Below are 24,523 nucleotides of genomic sequence, written 5' to 3'. Positions count from 1 at the left end.
AGTAAAAAGAGGATGGCTGTCAGCCATCCTCTTTTTGTGTCTTCTACAGATTTTGTATGGAAGTACCGATAATAGGAACAGAGAAGGGAGACGAAAGAATGAAAACAAGAATGATGCTTGCAGTATGTCTGATTGTTGCTTTTCTGCTCCTGCCTGATACGGAACATGCAGTCAGTATGAAAAGTTACCGGATTACGCCGCAGACAGAACCGATCGATCCTGTACTTCGCGCTTACTCCACATATAATGCCCAAACTAGAAATCATTACACACTCCGGTCATATCTTGAAAAAATTGAAGCGGAAGGCGGAGGAACATTGGTCTTGTCGAAAGGGATGTATCAATCTCCGTTACGTGTCGGCGTTCCTTCCAATACAACCATCATTTTAGAGGATGGCGTCATCATCAAAAAGACGAATGAGACCGGCACACCAAAACTTCAAGCGACGACGAGTATCTTTGATTTGGTACCGCCATCCGTTTTACGATTGAATAAAACAGTCGGGACATACAGCGGGTCCAAAAATATTAAAATCATCGGGCAGGGAAATGCTCAAATCGATTTAAATTATTTTCCGCGTGGTTCGGCTTTCGCCATCGCACATAATGAAAATCTGTATCTTGGAGGAATTACGATTCGTCATCAGCAAGGATCACATGCGATTGAACTGGATGCGACCAAAACAGCTCTCATTGAAAACATGCATTTTGTCGATGCCAAGATGATTGCCGGGACAGGACCAAATGAATCGATTAACCTTGATACGCCGGATCCGGTCACAAAGGGATTCCAGTGGAAATGGTCAGCCCAAGACCGGACACCAAACCATGATATTACGATTCGAAACAATGACTTCACTAATATCAATGTCGCAATCGGAACACATCAATACTCTCAAGATCGTCCGCATACGGCTGTGCGCATTTTGAATAATGTAATTGACGGGACAAAAGACTATGCGATTTCAATGATGAACTGGAACCAACCCGTCATTCAATACAATACGATTCGAAACGTACATCGGGCAGACGGGAAAGCGATTGCTATTTTAGGACGTGGAGTAGTCGGTGGGAGCATTAAACATAATCGACTGGAAAAGGTCGACCGGGCAATTCAATTCCAGCCTCACGTCAACTATGGATTCAAGCCGCTCTACAATCGATTCACAGATAAAGAAAAACTGAGCTTCCGTCAGAATGAAGTGAATCAAGCAACGGTAAATCAAGTCGTATTGTTTTCCAAGCTAGGTGTCTACTCGGCGGAAACATCAGAACGCTTTAATTTTATTCCTTAAAAAAAGCCTATTCCTTTGCGGAATAGACTTTTTTTATAGAAAAGATTATTTTTGCATCTGTTGCAAGAACGGTTGGATATCGACTTGTAACGCTTCTGATAATTTCTTGCCGAGCGATTCGTCCGCACGGTAGAAGTTACAGATGGCAAGCAAGACAGTGTTTTCATGGCGGACTTGTTTTAAGTCATCCACTAAATTGTTCAGGAGTGCCGTTTGTTCTTCTTCTGTCATACGACGGTACACTTCACCGGCTTGACCGAAGTTATTTGTTTTTTCGATTTCAAGACGACCGTGAATGTCATCATACAACGGCTGGTTTTCTTCCGTGTATTCCGGCGTTTGTTTCGGCTCGTCCTGGTAACGGTTTGGTTCGTAGTTGACCGGGCTTGTTTGTTGTCCGACCGGCATTGCACCGTCACGTTGATAGTTGTTGACCTGAGCGAACGGGCAGTTAATCGGCAACTGTTGATAGTTCGTTCCGATACGGTAACGCTGTGTATCGGAATACGAGAAGAGACGCCCTTGGAGCAATTTATCTTCTGACGGCAACATGCCTGGGATCAGTACACCCGGGTTAAAGCCGACCGATTCCGTTTCAGCAAAGTAGTTGTCGACGTTTTTGTTTAATACCATCGTTCCGACGTGTTGGAACGGGATGACATCTTCAAACCAATCTTTTGTTGCATCGAGTGGATCGAAGTCGAAGTTGTCGACATCAGCCGGATCAAGAACTTGGACGAACAGATCCCACTCCGGGAATTCTCCGTCTTCAATCGCCTGATACGTGTCGTTTGATGCATGGTTAAAGTCTTTTCCTTGAATCTCTGTCGCTTCATCTGCAGACAGGTTATGAACACCGACTTTTGGCACCCAACGTAACTTGACATAAACCGTATTGCCGTGAGCGTTCACCCATTTAAAAGCATGGACGGACGAACCGCGCATTTTACGGTAGCTTGCCGGAATTCCCTCATCCGTAAAGAGGTGCATCAACATATTTGTAGATTCCGGGCGTAATGTCATGAAGTCCCAGTAGCGGTCAGGGTCTTGAATATTCGTGCGTGGATCCGGTTTCAGCGAGTGGACCATATCCGGGAACTTCATCGAATCGCGAATAAAGAAGACCGGTAAGTTGTTTCCGACGAAATCCCAGTTTCCTTCTTCTGTATAGAACTTAACCGAGAAGCCACGTGGATCACGTAACGTTTCAGGAGAATGTGTACCGTGAATAACGGTTGAGAAACGGGCGAATACAGGAACCTCGGTCCCTTCGTTTTGAAGGAATGCCGCTTTTGTATATTTCTTCATCGAATTTTTTACCGTGAAGACGCCGTGTGCACCAAAACCGCGGGCGTGTACAACACGCTCAGGAACACGTTCCCGGTCGAAATGGGCCATTTTCTCAATCAGTTGATAGTCTTCAAGCAGTGTTGGACCGCGACGACCGGCCGTACGCGAATTCTGATTGTCACCAATCGGGACACCCTGGTTTGTGGTTAATCGTTTTTCACTCATTAATAACTCCCCCTTATGTATAAGATTACATTGATTATAAAACAATAATTATTCTAAATAAAGAATAATGCTCTGCAAATTCTGAAAACTTGTTTTGAATTTTTTTTATTTACCCAGACGAACAAACTTAGAAACTTCTTGCTAAACGGACAGAGGATTGCTATTATAATCAAGTATCTGAGCAACGTTCTAACCGAACAGATATAGCGGCTTGACATCGAGGGAAAACAAGTGCTATGATAGCAAAGTGAAATGACAACAAAGCAGAAGCATCCCGCTTCTCACCACGTATAGCAAGCTATGCTGGTCCATCATGATGATATGTGATAGTAGAGTGTTCTCTGACTATTGTATACTTTATGAGTGTGGGCGGGAAAAACTGCCGACGCTTTTTTTATAGCGTTTTATATCATTCATTTTTCGTGCTCTGCACGATGGAGGTGCTAACCATTAGCAAAGATCTGTTAATCAATGAAGGCATTCGCGCTCGAGAAGTTCGTCTTATCGGAGCGGATGGCGCTCAACTTGGAGTCCAATCACGTACGGAAGCGTTACGTCTTGCTGAGGAAGCTGACCTTGACCTCGTCATGGTCGCACCACAAGCGACACCGCCTGTATGTAAAATCATGGACTACGGTAAATACCGTTTTGAGTTGCAAAAAAAGGACAAAGAAACTCGGAAGAATCAGAAAGTGATTCAGATGAAAGAAGTCCGTCTCAGCCCGACGATCGAGGAGAATGACTTCCAAACGAAATTCCGTAATGCGAAGAAATTCTTGGAGAACGGCAACAAAGTGAAAGCGAGTATTCGTTTCCGCGGACGTGCCATCACTCACTCAGAAATCGGTAGACGTGTCCTCGAACGTCTCGCTACAGAATTAAGCGAGTTCGGTGTCATTGAACAGAGACCGAAGATGGAAGGACGCAGCATGTTCCTAGTGCTTGCTCCAAAGAAAGAAGACTAATCGAATCGAAGTAGGAGGGAATCTCTCATGCCTAAAATGAAATCGCACCGCGGTGCTTCTAAGCGTTTCAAACGTACTGCTTCTGGTAAATTGAAACGTGGTCGTGCTTACACAAGCCACTTATTCGGTAACAAATCAACTAAAGCGAAACGTAAATTACGTAAAGCTAGCATGGTATCATCGGGTGACTTTAAACGTATCCGTCACATGATCGCTAAGTAATTTACCCAATCGTACACAGATTTAGGAGGGAATTTATATGCCACGCGTAAAAGGCGGATATACGACTCGTCAACGTCGTAAAAAACAACTCAAATTAGCTAAGGGCTACTACGGCTCGAAACATACACTCTTCAAGGTTGCAAAACAGCAGGTCATGAAATCTCTCATGTATGCTTACCGTGACCGTCGTCAAAAGAAACGTGACTTCCGTCGCCTCTGGATCACTCGGATCAATGCGGCTGCACGTATCAACGGTCTTTCTTACAGCCGCATGATGCATGGTCTTAAATTAGCAGGTATCGACGTTAACCGTAAGATGCTCGCTGACCTCGCAGTTACAGATGCAACTGCATTTGCTTCACTTGCTGATACAGCAAAAGCAAAATTGAACGCTTAAGTTCTACAATTCGTCGGGGAATTTAATTCTCCGACGTTTTTTTTGGATTCATGGTAAAATAAAAAAGCGCATTTTATGGGCTGAGGCAATTTTTTTAGATTAAAAGGAGAATTAAGATGGACTGGTTGACACTTTTTGAAATGCAGGAACAATTGGATAAACGGATTCAGTCAGAACATAATTTGACGGGAAATCAATTTGATGAACGTTTGCTGGCGCTATTAGTGGAGCTTGGTGAACTTGCGAACGAAACGCGTTGTTTTAAATTCTGGTCGACAAAAGGACCATCGGCTCAAGTTACGATTCTCGAAGAGTACGTCGACGGTGTCCATTTTCTACTTTCTTTAGGACTTTCTTTAGACTATCGTAAAAACGACTTTGTCGAAGGGGATTACTATCTGACAGCGACAGATGCGTTTTTGGATGTCTATAATAAGACAAACGTGTTTGCGATTTCGCGGACAGAACAAAGTTATGACGTTCTGATTGGTGCTTATCTCGCATTAGGTGCTACACTTGGATTTACACAAGAAATGATTTTCAAAGCTTATGTCGCAAAAAACGAGGCGAATCACGTTCGCCAAGACAACGGTTACTGAGGAGGAAATCAGATGAATGAACAATTACATATGCTGAAACGTCTTACGGACGCAACGGGTGTTCCCGGAAATGAGAAAGAAGTACGTCAATTAATGCGTGAATATCTTGAACCGCATGCAGAAAACTTCCATCAAGATGGATTAGGCAGTTTGTTTGCCGAACGTCAAGGAGCGGGAGAAGATGCACCACGGATTTTGATTGCCGGGCATATGGACGAGGTCGGATTCATGGTCACGAAGATTGATGAGAAAGGATTCCTTCGCTTCCAGCCACTCGGTGGATGGTGGGGACAGGTTCTTCTTGCACAGCGTATGAATATTGTCACATCGTCTGGTGAAGTCATTCCAGGTGTCATCGGTGCGAAACCACCTCATGTTTTACCACCGGAAGCGCGCAATAAACCAGTCGATATCAAAGAGATGTTCATTGATATCGGTGCCACTTCGAAAGAAGAAGTGGAAGGGTGGGGAATCCGACCGGGAGATACGGTTGTTCCGCATTGCGAATTTACTGTGATGAAAAATGATAATTTCCTGATGGCAAAAGCGTGGGATAACCGTGTCGGTTGCGCCATTGCAATCGAAGCGATCAAACGCTTAAAAGAAGAGGGTCACCCGAATACGATTTTTGCCGGTGCTACGGTACAGGAAGAAGTCGGTTTACGTGGTGCTCAAACGATTGCGAATCTGCTTCGTCCGACGATTGCTTTTGCAGTCGATACAGGAATTCCGGGTGATACACCAGGTATGACGGATCGTGAAGCCTTATCCAAACTTGGAGAAGGTGTTCAAGTCATCCTGTTTGATGCGACGATGATTGCGCATCGCGGATTGATTGATTTTGTAACAACAGTTGCTAAAGAAGAAAACATTAAATATCAATTGGATCTGACACCGGGTGGCGGAACAGATGCAGCGAAGTTCCACCTGTCTCATACGGGTGTTCCTTCACTTGCCTTGACTGTTCCGATCCGCTACCTGCACACAAACGTTTCAATCATGCATAAAGCAGATTTCGAAGCTGCCGTCGACTTGATTGTCGCGGTGACGAAACGTTTAGATGCAGAGACGGTCCAAGCGATTTACGAGGGGTAAACCATGAAACACATTTCATCTCCAAAAAACGAAATCGTTAAACAATGGAAAAAATTATTGACTAAAAAAGGACGCTTGCAAACAAAACGTTTCCTGATTGAAGGGGAACATTTAGTGGAAGAAGCCGTTCGTGCCGGAATCATTAAAGAATTGATCGTGCGCGAAGATGTTCAAGTACCGGGTTCTTGGAAAAAGAATGCTGCTGATTTAATTACGATTGATGAATCCGTCGCAAAAGTTCTTTCTGAGACAGAAACGACACAAGGTATTTTTGCTGTCTGTGAAATGAAACAGCAGACAGAACGTTTGGAACGCGGGCGTTATCTTTTACTCGATCGTCTCCAGGATCCGGGAAATGTCGGAACGATGATTCGGACAGCAGATGCTGCCGGTTTTGACGGTGTCATCATTGGTCACGGGACAGTGGATGTCTATAACAGTAAAGTCCTTCGGGCGACACAAGGTTCGATTTTCCACTTACCGGTCATCATGATGTCACTTGAAGAAGCTATTCAAGACTTACATGAGCTTGGAGTCTTCATTTTAGGGACTGCCTTACGTGGCGCTCAACCGTACACAGACGTTGAGAACCTTGGGGCAATCGGTCTGATTATCGGAAATGAAGCACAAGGTGTTGCTCCAGAGTTGCTCGACCAATGTGATGGTCGGGCATACATCCCGATTCGCGGAAAAGCAGAATCTTTAAATGCGGCAGTTGCTGCCGGAATTTTACTGTATCATTTTGCTCCGGCTGATTGAATCCAAGGAACGTTCGTGCTAAAGTGAGTTACAGCATCATATTTAACTAGACAACGATGGAACAGAGTAGGTTAGAAAACGATTCGATCAGGGAGAAAAAGCCTTAGACTGAGAGCTTTTTTACGAATCTGCTAGCTGAATTCACTCCGGAGTCGCACGAGAAATCGTGACGGGAGGCGCCCGTTACCGCGCCGCTTGAGGACTTGAGAATTTCAAGTTGAACAAGGGTGGTACCACGATTATATTAAATCGTCCCTTCGGCATTTGCCGGAGGGACGATTTTTTTATTTGGAAAAGGAGTGAGGAACATGCGGGAACAATTAGAAGCTTTACGTGATGAAGCGTTGCAACTCGTTAATCAAGCAAGCACACAAAAAGAATTAAACGATGTCCGGGTAAAATACCTTGGGAAAAAGGGACCGATTACAGAAGTGCTTCGGGGAATGGGAAAACTTTCAGCTGAAGAACGACCAGTCGTCGGAGAAATTGCGAATGCTGTCCGCAGTGTCATTCAAACTGAACTCGAACAGCGTCTTGTTGATGTCAAACAACAGGAAATGGACGCAAAATTAGCACTTGAAGCGATTGATGTGACCCTTCCCGGTCGTCCGAAACAGGTCGGTCAAGCCCATTTACTGCAACAAGTGACAGATGAAATCGAAGATATCTTTGTCGGTCTCGGTTATACGATTGCCGAAGGTCCGGAAGTCGAACAGGATCTGTTCAACTTCGAAATGTTGAACTTACCGAAAGATCACCCGGCCCGCGATATGCAGGATTCGTTTTACATCACGGATGAGATTTTGATGCGGACGCATACTTCACCGGTACAAGCTCGGACGATGCTCGCTTCAAAAGGTGAACCGATCCGGATTCTTTGTCCCGGAAAAGTGTACCGCCGAGACGAAGATGATGCGACACACTCGCACCAATTCATGCAGGTGGAAGGACTGGTCGTCGGTGAAGAGATTTCAATGGCAGACTTAAAAGGAACACTTGAAGCATTCGTTAAACAAATGTTCGGTGAAGCACGCGAAATCCGGTTACGTCCGAGCTTCTTCCCGTTCACGGAACCATCGGTCGAAGTCGATGTATCGTGCTTCAAATGTGGCGGTAAAGGATGCAACATCTGTAAACAGACAGGTTGGATTGAAATCTTGGGCGCAGGAATGGTTCACCCTCACGTGCTTGAAATGGCGGAATATGACAGTACGAAAATGTCTGGTTTCGCCTTCGGAATGGGGATTGAACGAATCGCCATGTTGAAATATGGTGTTGATGATATTCGCCACTTCTATACGAATGACGTTCGCTTCAGCGAACAGTTTTAAGGGGGAAAACAGATGTTAGTCTCAAAACAATGGTTGCAGGAATTTGTTGATGTTCGTCATAAGACAGGTCAGGAATTGGCTGACTTGATTACAAAAAGCGGGATTGAAGTCGAAGGTGTCGAGGTTCGGGACGCTGACTTGAACAATATCGTCGTCGGTCGTGTCCTGACGAAAGAAAAACATCCGGAAGCGGATAAATTAAATGTCACGACAGTCGATATCGGACAAGAAGAGCCGGTTCAAATCGTTTGCGGTGCACCGAATGTCGATGCCGGACAAGATGTCATCGTTGCCCGCGTCGGAGCCCGTCTGCCGGGCATTAAAATCAAGCGTGCCAAACTGCGTGGTGTTGTTTCGGAAGGAATGATTTGTTCCCTTGAAGAACTCGGTTTCGAGAAGAAGTACATCCGGGAAGATGAACAGGACGGCATTCATACGTTCCGTGAACCGGTCACACCCGGGCAAGATGTCCTCGAATTGCTTGGACTCCACGATGAAGTACTGGAACTCGGGTTGACGCCAAACCGTTCTGATTGTTTGAGCATGTATGGGGTAGCGCATGAAGTAGCCGGCATCTTGAACACGACACCTGTTTTTCCGTCTGTCGAAGTACCGGAAGCAGCATCGTCGACTGCAGTAACTGTTCAACTGGATTCGGAAGCCTGTACGTTTTATGCGGCCCGTGAAATTCGCGATATTACAATCGGGGAATCGCCGCTCTGGTTAAAAAATCGTCTAATCGCGAACGGAATCCGCCCGATCAACAACGTCGTCGACATCACGAACTTCGTTTTGCTGGAGACGGGACAGCCGTTGCATGCGTTTGATGCCAACAAACTGGGGCAACAAATCGTCGTTCGCCAGGCAAAAGCCGGTGAAACGTTCCAAACTCTTGATGAAGTCGAACGGACACTTGATCCGTCGATGCTCGTCATCACAGACGGTGAACGTCCAGTGGCGCTTGCCGGTGTCATGGGGGGCGCGAATACGGAAGTGGATTCTGCGACGACGTCCATCGTCCTTGAGTCTGCCTATTTTGCACCGACATCGGTTCGGAAAACAAGCCGTGTTCTCGGTCTTCGATCGGATTCGAGCTCGCGTTTTGAAAAAGGTGTCGATCCGCGTCGTGTCGTGTTAGCGCTGGACCGGGCCGCGATGCTGATTGCTGAACTGGCAGGAGGTACAGTATTATCCGGAACGGCTGAAGCCGGTACGCTTCAACTGGAGGATCATCTGATTGAAGGCAGTGTTTCGTACATCAATCACCGCCTTGGTATGGAAATCGAAGGAACGGTCATGAAGGATCTGCTCGAGCGTCTTGGTCTTGAAGTCGAATTGTCGGCAGATGCATTGACAGTCAGTGTCCCGACACGTCGTCAAGACTTGATGATTCCGGCCGATTTAGCGGAAGAGGTTGCCCGTCTTTACGGATATGATGCGCTGACGTCGAGCCTGCCGCGCGAAGCAAGCCGCGGTTTCTTACCAAAACGTAACCAACACCGTCGTAAGATGCGTCAGCTTCTTCAAGGTGCTGGTCTTTCACAAGCCATCACGTACTCGTTGACAAGTGAGCAACGTGCGATGCAATTCAATGAACAGCAAGATTTGCATCCGGTTAAATTGGCGATGCCGATCAGTGAAGCCCGTTCCACGCTTCGGACATCCTTGATTCCGGGACTGCTGGAAGTCGCACAACATAATGTGGCACGACAACATGCTGATCTTGCCTACTACGAACTCGGAAGTGTTTATCTGCAACGTGATGCCTCACTTGAGACATTACCGCTTGAACAGGAAATGCTCGCAGGCATCATGGTCGGTCTGGCAGAGCAACATCGTGTTCACGGAACGCACGTCAAAACGGACTTCTTTGTCATAAAAGGAATCGTCGAGACGCTGGCTGAGGCGCTTGATGTGCCGTTAACGTATGAAGCGGCAGCAATGCAGTCGATGCACCCGGGCCGGACGGCACGAATTCTCCTTGACGGGGAAGCGATTGGATTTGTCGGACAAGTTCACCCCGGCTTATCGAAAGAAGAATACGGTCTGAAGGAGGTCTATGTCTTCGAACTCGATGCGATGGCACTACACTCTAAAGTAGCCCGTGTCTATCAGGAAATTTCACGTTTCCCGTCAATGACGCGTGACGTCGCGATTGTTCTCGACCGTTCTGTATCTGCGAGCGAAGTCGAAGCCGTCATCATGCAAGCTGCAGGACCATTATTGAAGCAAGTGGAACTGTTTGATGTCTATACCGGTGATAATGTTGGAGCGGATCAGAAGTCGTTTGCCTTCTCGCTCCGTTATCAAAATAAAGAACGGACACTCGTCGATGAAGAGGTCACGACAGCTCATCAACAAGTCATTGAAGCCCTTCAATCATCGTTTAAAGCCGAATTGCGTTCTTAATCGTTTATACCTTTTTAAAAGTGAATGATTACCCGGAAAAGGGAGCTGGATGAATCAAAATCCAGCTCCCTTTTTGATATGTCTATAAACTATTTTTTTCTTCGCTTGAGATACAGTCGGACTACAGGTTGGCTACAGGTCCGCTCGATAAGATGAAGTCAGAAGAAAAAGGGAGGCTTATATATGAATTTTTTAAAACGGGCAGGAAAAAGTATTATTGCACGAAAAGGAAAGACGCTGATCATGCTGATCATCTTGACAGTGATTGGGTCACTTGTGCTATCCGGATTTGCCATCCAGGAAGCTGCAAAAAATGCAGGGGAAGAAGCACGAAAAGAACTCGGAGCGACCGTCACCCTTCAAGTCGACCGACAAAAACAGATGCAGGAACGACAAGCATCCGGAGAACGGGGGCGACCTGAACAACAGGCGATTAGTCTGAAAGAGATTGAAGCGGTTGCTAATCTCAGCGAAGTCAAATCTGTCAATTACTTATCACAAGCAACCGCCACTTCCAGTAGTGTCGATCCAGTAACCAGTGAATCGACGGAAACGTCTGATTCCGAACAAAAAGGTCCTGGTACGATGGAGATGCCGGAAGGGATGACAACACCTGACTTTTCCCTGAACGGTGTCACGAATATGGAACTGATAAATGCCTACACGGAAGGGACCTTAACAGTAGTCGAGGGGGAAGCGTTGACCACCGATTCACCTGAAAACAGTGTCGTCATTGATGAAAACTTAGCATCAGAAAACGATTTAAAGGTCGGGGATACGATTAAATTAAAAGCAACGACTACAAAACAATCTCAAAAATTGACGATTATCGGTCTGTCGTCATCGACGGAAGCGACATCCGATGCTGGTTTCCAGGCCGCCGGTTTCATGGATCCGATGAACCAGATGTATGTCTCGAATGATACGTTAGCTGATTTTGCGACAGAAGATGGAGAAGTCAGTGTATCGAGTGTTGTGTATACATTAAAAGATCCGGCAACGATTGCGACCTTTAAAAAAGAAGCGCAACTTGCAGCAAGTGATTTGGACTGGGATACGTATATGCTTGATGCTAATGATGCGGCTTATCAAAAGATGGTCGGACCAATCGAACAGGTTGCTTCGTTTTCTAAATCGGTTGTATATCTCGTCAGCATTGCAGGGGGATTGATTTTAGCGTTGTTGATTTTATTGTCTGTTCGTGAACGCCGAAAAGAAATGGGGATTTTACTTGCGATGGGTGAAAAACGTTCCAAATTGATGGGACAATTGTTGATTGAGACGTTTGCGGTTGCAACGGTTGCTTTCCTGATCACATATGCAACAGGCGGCATGACCTCTCAGTTTATGACAGATCAACTGCTCAGCCGAGAAGTGACGGAAGCAACAAGTACGGTTGCGACACAAACCGGATTTGGAGGTCCGGGCGGTCCCGGACAACAAATGCTGAACAGTATTCCGCAAATCACCGAAATGACGACTAATATCGACTGGGTGACACTAATTCAGGTAATGGAGATCGGAAGCTTGATCGTCTTCTTGTCCGTTCTGTTCCCATCAGTCGCCTTACTGCGTATGAATCCAAAAGAAATTTTGTTACGGGAGGATTAATCCAATGACTATCTTAAAAATGAATGATGTCTCGTATGCCTATACATCGGGAAGTAAGATTCAACATATCTTAAAAAATGTATCGATTGAATTTAAAGCCGGTCACTTTTACGCTGTTCTTGGCGAATCGGGATCTGGGAAAACGACTGCACTCAGTTTGCTGAGTGGTCTCGATTCACCTACTGAAGGACAAATTGAGTATGATGGACGAGACTTGCGAAAAATTGGTTTAACAAGATACCGCTCACGTCATGCTGCAACCGTATTTCAAGCCTTTAATTTACTGACGTATCTGAATGCGATTGACAATATCATCGTGGCGCTGGAATTGAGTGGGAGAAAGGTCAAATCGAAAAGAAGTCACGCTTTAGATCTGCTCGCTCAAGTCGGACTAGATGAAACACATGCCGAGAAAAAAGTGCTTCAACTAAGTGGCGGTCAACAGCAACGTGTAGCTATTGCCCGTGCACTGGCAACGGAGGCGCCGATCATTTTGGCAGATGAGCCGACCGGTGCTCTGGATGAAAAAACAGCTGCCGATATCATTGAACTGTTTAAACGACTTGCACATGAATCGAATCGTTGTATTATTACCGTGACACATTCAGCGGAAGTTGCCCGTGCAGCAGATCATATCATCGAATTGAAACAACAACACTTCCGAATCAGAACAAATGCCGAGCCTCAGATGGTATGACCATTATTCCGGGAGACAGAATACACCGGCCATCTTCTTGTTCTTGACAGAACAGGAAGGCAGCCGGTGCTTTTTTGTATCTACCCCAATTAGGTGAGAGGACTGCCGATTCTAAACGAAAAGAAAGTGGGAGGTGAACCACCGATCTTCTTTCCGGATAAAATCTAAACATCATGAAGCAAGTTCCTGCTCATGCGGTGGTTCGTTTCGACGATTGAAAATGAAGTAGATGAAACCACTTGTAAGAACGATGATACTGCAAAACAAAAACATTTTCGAGTAACCGATTTTGGCAGCAAGGCCCGACAGTAATAATGCGCCAAGACCAAATCCGCTGTCATAAGCCAAGAAAAAGGTAGAAATGGCTTTTCCTTTTTGATGTGGTGCAGCGTAGGTCAGCATGACAGTCTGGAGTCCGGGGAAAATCGAAGCAGATCCGATTCCGATGATGAGTGCAGCCAAAAGTAACCCGGGTAACGAAGGGAAAACGCCTAAGAGAATAAAACCTAGACTATACAGCAGGAAAGAAGGAAATAAAACGAAACCCGGTCCTTTTTGGTCAAACCATTTGCCGGCAAGCGGACGGATTGCTACCATGCCAAGTGCGACGAGGGCATAAAAGTAAGACGCGTAAGAAATGTGACCAATTGAATCCGTATACAATGAAATGAAAGCCGCTGTACTGGAGATGGCGACACCGGCTAAAACAGTGGCAAACAATAATAACGGACGGGATAAGAAAAGTGATTGATGAAGCCGGAAGACGCGCGTATTCGGTACATGTTGACTCGTTAACGGTAAGCGAATCATCAGAACGAATGAGACGAATGCGAGCGATGCGACCGTGATGAAATAAAGGAAAAAGGCATCATGCTGAATCAAACTAAGTCCGATGACCGGTCCGAGAACAGAGGCAAGATTCATGGATAAAACAAAATACCCCATCCCTTCACCTTGACGGGTTTTCGGAATAAGTGTCGTTACGGCCAAGCTGATGGATGAAGACAACATGCCGAAGCTAAAACCATGAAAAATACGGACGATGATGAGATACAAAAAAGAATTCAGAGGAAGAACCAACAGATACAAAACACTCATCATTGTGAACAATGATGCAGAAATCAACAGCATCCGTTTGACATCGTGGCGATCAAGCCAATGACCAATCAAGGGTCGGGAACAAACGGTTGCTAAAATAAAGCTGGTGACGACCCAACCCAGTGCAGCCTGTGAAACATCAAATTGTTTAGCGGCAAGTAAAGGAAGTGAAGCATTGAGTAAATAAAACGTAATGAATAACAACAGATTGATCAATAAAGTCAGTACGTAATGACGATGAAATAAACGGTTTTTCAAAGTGAATCCTCCTGTTCATCTGGACGGTGTGTTGCGAGTAACTGTGTCATGACTGCCGCAATGATGCTTTGATCGTCGAATGATACAGATTGCAGAAATGCATGATGAGCAGACTGGACGGCCTGATCGATTTCACGATAAGCGTGACGGGCGGAAGGCGTTAAAGTAATCAGGCGTTTACGTCCAGAACCCGTTCGCGTGATGTAGCCTAACTCTTCAAGACGTGCAACCGTCTTGGTGACGGCGGGTTTTTCAATGACTAAGTATTTGGATAAGGCAACTTGCGAGACGGGTTCGAGAATGGCGACCGCTTTGATTAACCCCCATTGTCCGGTGTGTAACGAAAAAGGCAGAAGCGCCGCATCGATGTCACGTTTTGCGAGGCGTGCTACTTTGGATAACTGTCCTAACAGATCTTCTTGAAACGTGGTCATATAAAAAACTCCTTTAAGTTAACTAGTTAACTTAAAGGAGTATACCGAATCGGTAACACGATGACAAGTTATTTTTCGGAAGGAAGCGCAAAGACGGCTTGAAACGTGACCTGATTGATTGAGCCGTTGAGTTCAGTCATGATTTCGAGCCGGTCCATGATTTGACGAACGAGGAACAGACCCAAACCGCTCCCGCCATGAATCCGATTTCTGGATTGCTCCGAACGAACGAGAGGATCAAACCAGTTTGCGGTTTCACTTGTATCTTGAATGGTTGGTTCATTGGTAATCGTCAAGACGACAGCTGTATCCGTTGTGTCTGTCGAAATTTGGATGTTTCCCGTGACAGCGGTGTAAGAGACGGCGTTCATGAGTACATTATGAAGGGCACGACCCAACAAAGAAGGATCACTCTGAATCCAAGCATCATTTCCGGTTACTGTGACGTCCAGTCGACGCTCCGTAATCAGGTTCTCAAGTGGTCGTAGTTGTTGCTGTAGGATTTCATGCAGGGAGATATCATGTTTTTTGACTTCTATTTGTTCGACGCGGGCGACTTCAAGAAGTTCTGCAACCAATCGCTCCATATTTTCAATGACTTGTCCGGCGCGTTCCAAATAATAATCGCGATCCCGGTAAGCTCCTAGATTGAGTGACATCCCTTCAACCTGTCCTTTTATGATTGTTAACGGTGTCTTCAGCTCATGTGAGATGGCTAAAAATAAATTACGCCGTTCCGCATCACGTTGCCGATCTTTTTCAGATTCGAGACGCAAGCGTTCGTTCGAAGTATGCAGCGACTGCATCGTCGATTCCAGTTTTGTTGCCAGACGATTGATGTTTTCTGATAAATCGCCTAATTCATCGGACGAGGTATGGTGTGTCCGTACCGAAAAATTCAAGTGGGCGAGTTCTTTTGTAGCTTGATTGATCGTCAGTAAAGGGCGTGAAATGGTTCGAGAATACAAAAAAGCGGCTAAAGCAGCAAGTAACAGCAACGGAAGAACGATATAGGGGGCAAGATTCAAAATCACACTTTTCACTTCATCAATCGGTTGAATCATTTGATTGGCCTCTAAAATCAAAGTCTGGTCAGTCAAGTCGAGCGTCAAGGATTCTTGAATCATACCTTTTGGCGCATTGTCAGAAACAGGACGCGCTTGCCGGAGAGGACTCCGTTCAAAGCCGGGTGCATAATACAACTGATTGGTTTCCGTCCAAAGAGAAAAACGAATTCCTTGATCCGATAGACGGTCGAGCTCCGTAATCAATTGGGCACTGGATTTTTTTTGAGCGGTCTGTTGGATCGTTAACATCGTTGTATGAAACTGATCTTCCCGGTAGCTTTGATAATAAGACGGTAATGTTGCATATAGAAAGCCGACAGTCGACAGGACGGCAATCATCAGCAAACTAACCGTTAATGAAAACAACTTCCACGTTATCCGATGGCGTTTAATTAGTCGCTTCAAGTTTATATCCGACTCCTTTTACGGTCTGAATGTAGGGAACGTTGATTTTTTTGCGAAGGTTTTTAATGTGTGTATCTAAAAAACGTGTATCCCCAAAAGCGTCAAATCCCCATAATTGTTGAATCAGTTGTTCTCGTTCCAGTACTCGACCTGGATTTTCCAACAATAAATGAAGGATTTGAAACTCTTTTAACGTCAAAATAACAGCGTTACCAGAAATTAAAACGTTATAGCTTGCCGGAAATAGGGTAATTTCACGGAAAGAGAGCTGTTCTTCGTCATTTGTCCGGATTCGTCGAATGACGGCTTCGATTCTGCGCAATAAAATGCGTAAGGAAAAGGGTTTGGCAATATAGTCATCGATCCCAAGGTCAAACCCTTTTACTTGATTGTCTTCATCTTGTAAAGCGGTCAAAAAGATAATCGGCGTTTGAGACGTTTTTCGAACCTGTTGCGCGACTTCAAAACCGTCCAGATAAGGCATCATGATATCCAGTATCATCAAATCGAATGTCGCTGACTGATGCAGCTTAAGTGCCTCCATTCCGTTAGCGGCACTTGTGACATGATAGCCGCTCGATTCAAGCAGTTCAGTTAAGAGTTCGCGGATATCAAATTCATCTTCCGCAATTAAAATATGTGTCATTTTTTTCACCTCATACTTAGTTGTACCATCATTATCTGAAGTTTAACTGAATTTAGCGAGAATTCTCCCACCTCTAAGCGTCTCAGGGCGAAGCCCAGCATAGGTGGAAGATGAATCGCCCTGTGTTTCAAGACTGAGATTGTTGGATACAATCAGTGTAACGAATCAAAAGGAAACTTCAATTTGCGAAGCAAATAAGTGGTGAGTAGTTCACCGGTAAAGCCCGTCAGAATACTGTCGCTGTTCGTTTAAACTCAGGAGGAGAGAACATACATCATGAATCGTTTAGATAAACACCTGTCCGAATTAATTGCGCCATTTCATCTCACATGCGAAGTAAATCCTTCCATCACGGGCATCGCAACAGACTCGCGTGAAGTGACAAAAGGCTGTCTGTTTATTTGTGTCCGCGGCTATACCGTTGATGGACACCAGTACGCTGAAGAGGCCGTTGCAAACGGAGCCGTTGCGATTTTAGCGGAAGAACCCATCGACGGAGTGGAAGTTCCCGTCGTCCTATTACAGGATACAAAACATGCAGCCGGAAAAGTGGCGGATTTATTTTACGATCATCCGAGTCACAAGTTGAAGGTTTACGGCATAACAGGTACAAACGGAAAAACGACGACGACCAAACTGACATACGATTTATTTCGTGCTGCCAGACAGAAGGCAGGGATGATCAGCACAATCGGAGCGATGATTGACGGAGAAATGATCGATACACCGAATACAACACCGGAAGCTATCATTTTGCATCGTCTGTTATACCAGATGGTCGAGCAGGGGGTCACCGATTGTGTACTCGAGGTTTCTTCGCACGCTTTAATGGAAGGTCGCGTGGAAGGGGTAAAGTTTCATGCCGCAGCGTTTACGAACCTGACACACGATCACCTTGATTACCATGCCTCGATGGAAGAATACGCGCAGGCAAAAGCCTTGTTGTTCAAACAAGTGGCAACGAGCAGAGGGCAAGCGGTCATTCTAAATGAGGCTGATCCGAAGAGTCGAGTCATGGAAAAAGCGGCAGAAGGCGTGCCTGTCATCTGGTACGCAACAAAAGCGCTGTCTGAAGCACCAATCACAGTGGAGTGGAAAGAGGAGACTGTCAGTGTCCGGATTGACGGGACAGTGACGGAAGTTCCTGTCTTTCTTCTAGGCGATTTCAATGCTGCGAATCTTGCGGCAGCCATCGGACTGATGCAGGCAGGTAACGTTAATATGTATCAGCTGATCCGCCATATACCGGAACTTCGTCTTCCGAAAGGACGTTTGGAACAGATTCCGTTTGAAGGGTGCGAAGTATACATTGATTATGCGCACACACCGGACGGATTGGAGAAGTGTTTGAAAGCATTGTCTGTTCCGGGCGAACCTTTATATATGGTGCTGAGTGCAGCAGGGGAACGAGATCGTTCCAAACGAGCGGTGATGGGACGGATTGCCGGTCAGTATTGCGAGGGAATCATCGTGACGGTACATGATCCGAGGCGGGAACAGCCGCAACAAATCATTAAAGAGCTTCTGGTAGAGATACCGCCTCGAAAAATCATCACCTGTCATGAGTCGCGAAAAGAAGCACTCCAGATTGCAGCAAAGGTTGCATTGACCGGGAAGCGGATGGTCATTGTCGGGAAAGGGCATGAACGGTTCGAACAGATTGGGACGGAGCACGTGCCGTTCGATGAAGTCAAGATTTTAACCGATGAACTGATTCGGTTATCCGGTCAGGAGACGGCCATGTAAAAAACCGACCATTTTTCATTATGGTCGGTTTCTTTTCTTAGCTAAAGCTTCCGCTTTTTTAGTATTGGCGAAATGATATTTTGTCCATTCCTGTAAACGTTCAGGACCGTATCTTAATAAGAGCGAAGCAGCGACCTGATCGACTTTTGCACCGGCACCTTTCGGGATCTCCGTCCCGGTCTGGCGGCTCAACTGATCCATCTCTTTTAAGAAGATGGCCCGTGCCAAAATTGAGGCGGCGGCGACGGCGACGTGGATTCCTTCCGCCTTCGTCGAAAAGTAGACGTTGTCCTTGACCTGGTTTGTCTCTCCGGAAAGATGTTTGTAGTAGACAGCTTTTTCAGCGAATTGATCAATCAGGATGGCTTGCGGCGGTTCATCCAGTCGAGTGAGTAATCCATTGAGCGCGGAATTATGAAGCAGGGCGGTCATCTTGCCCTGTGTCATCGTCCGTTGCATTCGATTGTAATCCGGATTGTGCAGGATCCGGTATTCATAAGGAATCACAGCATGCAAATCACGAGCAATCGTTCGGATTTCCGGATCGGAGACGTTTTTAGAGTCGCGGACTCCGAGCTCCCGGACCAGTTCGATTTTCGTTTTGTCAACGTAAGCGGCAACGACGACTAAAGGACCAAAAAAGTCACCTTTTCCGACTTCGTCACTGCCGACGACCGACCAGTTGGCAAATCCTTCTGGTAAAGAGCCGCTTGCCGGAGAAACGGTTTTTTTTGCTATCGGCGAACCGTAACGTACAGCGACAGTTTCAGCTTCCTGTCCTTGAAACATGACTTTTCCCGAGTTATAGACGGTCACGATACATCCGGCCGTTCGTGCGGCGAATCGTGCATAAGGCGGAGGCGAAACTTGATGACGCGTGAAATCGGAAATGACGGTTTCCTGTTTTTCTTTTGTTAGCTTTAAAACGACTGTTCCCATGACATGATCACCCTTTCGAAAATAAGCATACCATCCTTAAGTCGGATGGTGGACTTCTTTTCCTATTTCAAAAATGATGGTACTATATGAAAGAAGCAAAGTATGAGGAGGACAGGAAAATGGCTGATTCAGAAGGGTTGAACCGGACGACGATTCATATTGCAGGAAATGATTATACGATTGTCGGAACGGAGTCACCTGAACATGTTCGCGAAGTGGGTCTCCTCGTGGATACAAAAATTCGTGAAATCAGAGACCAGGCACCACAACTCGACGTGCGACAAATTGCTGTTCTAGCAGCTCTCAATATCGGTAGTGACTATGTCAAAATCAAAAAGAATTTGGGTGAACTTTAAACATGATTTCTCTTGTTATCTTACTGTTTTTAGCTTTAGGCACGATGACGGGTGTCCGTCGGGGTGTTGTGTTACAGGCAGGTCATTTATTAAGCCTGATCATCTCGTTTATTGTCGCTTTGTCGTTTTACGATGAGTTGGCCGAGAAGTTCAAGTTATGGATTCCCTACCCATCAACGCTGGATGATGCCGGAATTGATTTAACGATGTTCTCCATCCCGAGTTCGGTTGGTTTGGATGAAGTATTTTATAAAGCCTTTTGGTTCATCGTCTTGTTTTTTGCGACGAAAATCGTGTTATCGATTATCATCGCAATGTTTGATTCACTGACGAACATTCCGGTTCTCAAGCAGGTCAAAGGTCTCTTGGGAGGTATCTTCGGATTCATCGAGATGTATATCTTCATCTTCTTGGTTTTGTTCCTGGCAGCCTTTGCACCGGTTCAGTCCATTCAAGATGCCATTGCAGATTCAAGTTTAGCGTCATTTATGATTCAACATACACCGGTCCTCGCAGATTGGTTAATGCAAAAAGTCGGTTTGATAAAATAACGTGCTCCCGTTGAATGGGAGCTTTTTTTGAGGGGAGAATTGAACATGCGGACGACACAAGATGCGATTCGACATTTGGAACGAATTTCAGTTTATCTCGAAGTAAAAGGTGAAAACCCGTTTAAGATCAATGCGTTTCGAAAGGCAGCAAGTCTGCTCGAAGCAGCGGAACTTGATTTCATGGCGATCAAAGACTTTACAGCGATGAAAGGAATCGGAAAAGGAACGGCAACGGTCCTTGAAGAATTCCGTGAAACCGGAACGAGTACCGCATTGACGGAACTTGAGCAACAGGTCCCGGAAGGATTGATTGCCTTACTGAAGATTCCGGGACTTGGTGGAAAGAAACTCGCGAAACTGCATGAAGTCGGTGTCATTGATGCAGTTTCCTTCGCTGAGAAACTGGCAGATGGTACAGTGGAAGCAATGCCGGGCTTCGGGAAAAAGACCGTGGAAAAATACAGTAAGGCACTGGAAACATTTGAGACACGGCCGGAACGGTTACCGTACGGTGTCATGCGAAAGAGTGTCAGTGAGCTGGAGCGGACGTTAGCCGGGATCGATCAAATCATCCGTTTTGAAGTCGGGGGCAGTTTCCGGCGCGCGGAAGAGACGTGTAAGGATCTCGATTTCATCATCTCGACGGACCATCCAAAAGAAGTGAAGGCGCAATTACTTGAAATTGAACAAATCGATGAAATCATTGCTGCCGGGGAGACCAAAGTCTCAATCGTTTTGAAGCGGGATGATGCTTACATCGCAGTTGATTTCCGATTAGTGGACGACTTGGCATTTGCTTCGACGTTACATCACTTTACGGGATCAAAAGATCATAATGTCCGGATGCGGCAACTGGCGAAAGAACGCGGTGAAAGTATCTCGGAATACGGAGTCGAAACGAAAGACGGACTGTTCCAACCGAAAACGGAACAGGAACTGTTTGCCCGTTATGACCTGCCGTTCATCCCGCCGGAACTGCGGGCAGGACGTCAGGAATTCGAAGCGGATTTAAATATGTTGATTCAGGAAAAGGACATTCAAGCAGATGTCCATATGCATACAACGTGGTCGGACGGTACGTTATCCGTTGATGAACTGGTTGATGCCTGTGCGGCACGGGGATACTCCTGGATGGCCATTACCGATCACAGTAAATATATGAAGTTCGTCAATGGATTGACGGAAGAACGATTGCGGAAACAGCGCGTCGAAATTGAAGCGGCACGAAAGAAACATCCGGAGATGACGATTTTATGCGGTGTTGAGATGGATATTCTACCGGACGGATCACTCGATTATGAGGATGACTTCTTAAAAGAAATGGATTACGTCATCGCTTCGATCCATTCGAAGTTTGATCAGACGGAAGAGGAAATCATGCAACGTCTTGAAAATGCCTGCCGCAATCCGTATGTCTCTTTGATTGCCCATCCGACCGGACGCATTATCGGACGCCGGGATGGATATGCAGTCAACATCGATCGACTGGTCGAACTGGCGGCTGAAACCGGGACGGCACTGGAAATGAATGCGAATCCTGGACGGTTTGATTTAACCGCCTCGTCACTGGCGAAAGCGAAGGCAGCTGGAGTCAAACTGATGATCAACACCGATACCCATCGTCCGGAAATGTTGGAAGATATGAAACTTGGGGTCCTTCATGCACGTAAAGCATATTTGGAACCATCTGATGTCATCAATACGTGGACTGCCAAAGAAGCACGTGCCTTTTTTGACCGAAAACGTTTAGGAGTGAAGTAAATGAATGCCAATGCACTACGTGTATTAGAATACGATAAATTAAAAGAACTGCTCGCCAAACAAACCGCCAGTTCACTGGGGGCTCAGTTCGTGCGGAAAATGGAGCCGGCGGAAGATTTTGAGCAGGTGAAAGCGTTACTCGCTTTGACGACAGAAGCGACGACCGTTTACCGATTGCGCGACCGTTATCCATTTGGCGGACTGACGGATGTCCGCAGTGAAGTCAAGCGGGCGGAAATCGGATCTGTCCTCTCAACCAGTGAGTTACTTGCAGTGGCAGACGTCGTCTATTCCGGACGTCAAGTCAAGGCTTTCCAGGAACGTCTGCATGAAGATCATCCGGATCTCCGCTTACCGGCGCTTGACAGCCGGATTGAGCAGATTACAAAGCTGGTGGAAATCGAACAGGGTATTCGTCATGCGATTGATGACCAGGGAACGGTTCAAGACTCGGCAAGCGACAAACTTCGGGCTTTACGGAGTCAGCTTCGCTCACTCGAAGGTCAAGTCCGGTCGAAAATCGACGGCGTCTTACGCAGTAAGTCGAAGATGTTGTCCGATGCCATCGTCACGATGCGAAATGACCGTTACTGTGTGCCGGTCAAGCAGGAGTACCGTCAAGCCTTTGGCGGAATCGTCCATGACCAATCGGCATCCGGTGCGACACTGTTCATCGAACCGCAAGCCGTCGTTGCGGCCAACAATGAAATCCAGGAAGCACGCCTCAAAGAGCGGGCAGAAATCGAACGGATTTTAGCTCAACTTTCAGCGCTTGTCGGCTCAGTCGGCGATTCGCTTCGCATCAACGTCGACGTCCTGGCGGAGCTCGATTTCATCATGGCAAAAGCGTTATACGGACACACGATTCGTGCCGTCGAACCACGTTTAAATGAAAATCGCCACATCGTCCTGAAAGAAGCGCGTCATCCGTTCATTCCGGATGATGAGGTCGTTCCGATTACCGTGTCGCTTGGCGGGGAATTCACCTCACTCGTCATCACCGGACCGAACACCGGCGGGAAAACCGTCACGTTGAAAACGATTGGACTACTGCAATTGATGGTTCAATCCGGTTTATACGTTCCGGCAGCGGACGAGACGGAGTTGAGTGTCTTTGATGCGATTTATGCCGACATCGGAGATGAACAGTCCATTGAACAAAACTTGTCGACGTTTAGTTCTCATATGACGAACATCGTTTCAATGATGGGGAAAATTGATTTCATGAGTCTTGTCCTGTTTGATGAACTCGGTGCGGGAACGGATCCGACAGAAGGGGCGGCGCTTGCGATTGCCATCTTGGATGAAGTGAAACGACGCGGGGCGCGTGTCGCTGCGACGACTCACTATTCGGAGCTGAAAGCATACGGTTACAACCGGGAAGGTGTCGTGAACGCCTCGATGGAGTTTGATGTCGAGTCGCTTAGTCCAACGTACCGGTTACTGATTGGTGTACCTGGACGTTCCAATGCCTTTGAAATTTCGAAACGGCTTGGGCTAGAGGACCGTGTCATCGATGCGGCCCGTGATCAAGTTGGAACGGATGCGCAGTCCGTCGAAACGATGATCGGACGGCTGGAAGAAGCGAAACAACGTGCTGAATCCTTGGAACGGGAATTGCTGCAGGAACAACAACGATTGGTGGAAGAACGGGAAGAGTTCGAGCGGGAACAGGCGGAGATTCATCAAGAGAAAAATGAAATTCTCGCCAAAGCAGAAGAAAAAGCAACGCGTGCCGTCGAACGGGCACAAAAAGAAGCAGAAGCTGTCATTAAGCGCCTGAAAGAATTACGGGACGCGGGAGCTGTCAAAGAGCACGAACTGATTGAAGCCCGGAAACAGCTCGAGCAAGCGAAACCTTCGTTACAAGATCAACGGATTGCCAAGGTCAAAGCAAAAACCAATCAGGCTCCGGTCTTTGCCAAAGGCGAAGAAGTAAAAGTAACGACCTTTAACCAAAAAGGATATATCATCAATCAAAATTCAAATGGTGAATATACAGTACAGGTCGGAATCATGAAAGTAAACGTCAAGCCGAGTGATTTAGCCAAGGTCGGGGAAGTCAAATCGGCTTCGAAAACCAAAAAACGATCTGGCGGAACAAGTATCACGAAGCAGTCTGCTGCTTCAGCCGAGTTGGATTTACGCGGTGTCCGGGTCGAGGAAGGACTGGCAAAACTCGATCGGTTCATGGATCAGGCACTGCTGTCCAACTACGAACAGATTCGTGTCATCCATGGTCTTGGAACAGGAGCGATGCGTCAAGGAGTACAAGAATACCTTCGTGGAAACCGTCATGTCAAAACCCATCGCTTAGGCGGTCAGGGTGAAGGTGGACATGGTGTGACAATCATCGAATTGAAATGA

The 24,523-nt window shown here is 46.4% G+C and carries 22 protein-coding genes; 16 read left to right on the top strand and 6 right to left on the bottom strand.

Annotation, left to right across the window (positions count from 1 at the left end; all coding sequences use genetic code 11):
• The first annotated feature begins 98 nt into the window (after nt 1-98).
• Nucleotides 99-1,295 carry a glycoside hydrolase family protein gene (locus tag ABIC15_RS02300; protein WP_012371061.1) on the top strand — a complete coding sequence of 399 codons (1,197 nt, stop codon included), beginning with the start codon at nt 99-101 and terminating at the stop codon, nt 1,293-1,295.
• Nucleotides 1,296-1,340: 45 nt separating this feature from the next.
• Here ABIC15_RS02300 and ABIC15_RS02295 read toward each other — a convergent pair whose 3' ends face one another.
• Nucleotides 1,341-2,810 (bottom strand): catalase, encoded by a 1,470-nt coding sequence (locus ABIC15_RS02295; RefSeq protein WP_012371060.1) that lies wholly within the window; start codon nt 2,808-2,810, stop codon nt 1,341-1,343.
• Nucleotides 2,811-3,244: 434 nt separating this feature from the next.
• Between ABIC15_RS02295 and infC the strand changes: the two genes are divergently transcribed.
• The 10 genes from infC to ABIC15_RS02245 all read left to right on the top strand — a co-directional run bounded on the left by infC (nt 3,245) and on the right by ABIC15_RS02245 (nt 12,895).
• Complete coding sequence (gene infC / locus ABIC15_RS02290; RefSeq protein ID WP_012371059.1) at nt 3,245-3,775, top strand: translation initiation factor IF-3; 531 nt, start codon at nt 3,245-3,247, stop codon at nt 3,773-3,775.
• 27 nt (nt 3,776-3,802) lie between these two features.
• Nucleotides 3,803-3,997: a 50S ribosomal protein L35 gene (gene rpmI, locus ABIC15_RS02285; RefSeq protein ID WP_012371058.1), complete on the top strand. Its 195-nt coding sequence runs from the start codon at nt 3,803-3,805 to the stop codon at nt 3,995-3,997.
• Nucleotides 3,998-4,034: 37 nt separating this feature from the next.
• Complete coding sequence (gene rplT / locus ABIC15_RS02280; RefSeq protein ID WP_012371057.1) at nt 4,035-4,394, top strand: 50S ribosomal protein L20; 360 nt, start codon at nt 4,035-4,037, stop codon at nt 4,392-4,394.
• 116 nt (nt 4,395-4,510) lie between these two features.
• On the top strand, nt 4,511-4,993 hold the full coding sequence (locus ABIC15_RS02275; protein ID WP_012371056.1) for a dUTP diphosphatase: 483 nt from the start codon (nt 4,511-4,513) through the stop codon (nt 4,991-4,993).
• A gap of 12 nt (nt 4,994-5,005) precedes the next feature.
• Nucleotides 5,006-6,088: a M42 family metallopeptidase gene (locus ABIC15_RS02270; RefSeq protein ID WP_012371055.1), complete on the top strand. Its 1,083-nt coding sequence runs from the start codon at nt 5,006-5,008 to the stop codon at nt 6,086-6,088.
• A gap of 3 nt (nt 6,089-6,091) precedes the next feature.
• Complete coding sequence (locus ABIC15_RS02265) at nt 6,092-6,847, top strand: TrmH family RNA methyltransferase (RefSeq protein ID WP_012371054.1); 756 nt, start codon at nt 6,092-6,094, stop codon at nt 6,845-6,847.
• A gap of 308 nt (nt 6,848-7,155) precedes the next feature.
• Nucleotides 7,156-8,178 carry a phenylalanine--tRNA ligase subunit alpha gene (gene pheS / locus ABIC15_RS02260; protein WP_012371053.1) on the top strand — a complete coding sequence of 341 codons (1,023 nt, stop codon included), beginning with the start codon at nt 7,156-7,158 and terminating at the stop codon, nt 8,176-8,178.
• Between the two features lie 12 nt (nt 8,179-8,190).
• A complete protein-coding gene (pheT, locus tag ABIC15_RS02255; protein ID WP_012371052.1) occupies nt 8,191-10,587 on the top strand; it encodes a phenylalanine--tRNA ligase subunit beta in 2,397 nt (798 codons plus the stop codon).
• 183 nt (nt 10,588-10,770) lie between these two features.
• Nucleotides 10,771-12,198 (top strand): ABC transporter permease, encoded by a 1,428-nt coding sequence (locus ABIC15_RS02250; protein ID WP_354019647.1) that lies wholly within the window; start codon nt 10,771-10,773, stop codon nt 12,196-12,198.
• 4 nt (nt 12,199-12,202) lie between these two features.
• Entirely contained in the window at nt 12,203-12,895 is a 693-nt protein-coding gene (locus ABIC15_RS02245; protein ID WP_354019646.1) for an ABC transporter ATP-binding protein, read from the top strand.
• Between the two features lie 171 nt (nt 12,896-13,066).
• Here the strand turns inward: ABIC15_RS02245 and ABIC15_RS02240 are convergent, their stop codons facing one another.
• The 4 genes from ABIC15_RS02240 to ABIC15_RS02225 form a co-directional block, all read right to left on the bottom strand.
• Entirely contained in the window at nt 13,067-14,251 is a 1,185-nt protein-coding gene (locus ABIC15_RS02240; protein ID WP_354019644.1) for an MFS transporter, read from the bottom strand.
• Nucleotides 14,248-14,685, bottom strand: a complete 438-nt coding sequence (locus ABIC15_RS02235; protein ID WP_012371048.1) for a MarR family winged helix-turn-helix transcriptional regulator — start codon at nt 14,683-14,685, stop codon at nt 14,248-14,250. The genes ABIC15_RS02240 and ABIC15_RS02235 overlap by 4 nt, the downstream gene beginning before the upstream one ends.
• A 68-nt stretch (nt 14,686-14,753) precedes the next feature.
• Nucleotides 14,754-16,157 carry a HAMP domain-containing sensor histidine kinase gene (locus tag ABIC15_RS02230; RefSeq protein ID WP_354019641.1) on the bottom strand — a complete coding sequence of 468 codons (1,404 nt, stop codon included), beginning with the start codon at nt 16,155-16,157 and terminating at the stop codon, nt 14,754-14,756.
• Nucleotides 16,141-16,803 carry a response regulator transcription factor gene (locus ABIC15_RS02225; RefSeq protein ID WP_012371046.1) on the bottom strand — a complete coding sequence of 221 codons (663 nt, stop codon included), beginning with the start codon at nt 16,801-16,803 and terminating at the stop codon, nt 16,141-16,143. Before ABIC15_RS02225 ends, ABIC15_RS02230 begins: the two co-directional genes overlap by 17 nt.
• Nucleotides 16,804-17,079: 276 nt before the next feature.
• Here ABIC15_RS02225 and ABIC15_RS02220 point away from each other — a divergent pair, with 276 nt between their 5' ends.
• Nucleotides 17,080-18,549 (top strand): UDP-N-acetylmuramoyl-L-alanyl-D-glutamate--2,6-diaminopimelate ligase, encoded by a 1,470-nt coding sequence (locus ABIC15_RS02220; protein ID WP_354019638.1) that lies wholly within the window; start codon nt 17,080-17,082, stop codon nt 18,547-18,549.
• An 18-nt stretch (nt 18,550-18,567) separates the two neighbouring features.
• Here the strand turns inward: ABIC15_RS02220 and rnhC are convergent, their stop codons facing one another.
• Entirely contained in the window at nt 18,568-19,488 is a 921-nt protein-coding gene (gene rnhC / locus ABIC15_RS02215; RefSeq protein WP_012371044.1) for a ribonuclease HIII, read from the bottom strand.
• A 119-nt stretch (nt 19,489-19,607) separates the two neighbouring features.
• On the opposite strand from rnhC, the gene zapA reads away from it, so the two are divergent.
• The 4 genes from zapA to ABIC15_RS02195 are packed head-to-tail and all read left to right on the top strand — an operon-like array spanning nt 19,608 to nt 24,523.
• The gene (gene zapA / locus ABIC15_RS02210; protein WP_012371043.1) at nt 19,608-19,844 is read left to right on the top strand and encodes a cell division protein ZapA; all 237 of its coding nucleotides are present in this window, start codon (nt 19,608-19,610) and stop codon (nt 19,842-19,844) included.
• A 2-nt stretch (nt 19,845-19,846) separates the two neighbouring features.
• Nucleotides 19,847-20,395 carry a CvpA family protein gene (locus ABIC15_RS02205; protein WP_214763391.1) on the top strand — a complete coding sequence of 183 codons (549 nt, stop codon included), beginning with the start codon at nt 19,847-19,849 and terminating at the stop codon, nt 20,393-20,395.
• Between the two features lie 45 nt (nt 20,396-20,440).
• A complete protein-coding gene (gene polX / locus ABIC15_RS02200) occupies nt 20,441-22,156 on the top strand; it encodes a DNA polymerase/3'-5' exonuclease PolX (RefSeq protein WP_354019632.1) in 1,716 nt (571 codons plus the stop codon).
• Nucleotides 22,157-24,523 (top strand): endonuclease MutS2, encoded by a 2,367-nt coding sequence (locus ABIC15_RS02195; RefSeq protein WP_214763397.1) that lies wholly within the window; start codon nt 22,157-22,159, stop codon nt 24,521-24,523. It begins immediately after the preceding gene.

The sequence above is a fragment of the Exiguobacterium sp. PvP048 genome (assembly GCF_040549175.1).
GTDB classification, from domain to species: Bacteria; Bacillota; Bacilli; order Exiguobacteriales; family Exiguobacteriaceae; genus Exiguobacterium_A; species Exiguobacterium_A artemiae.
Note: the sequence above shows the minus strand (reverse complement) of the source record. Positions and strands in the feature narration are given on the sequence as shown.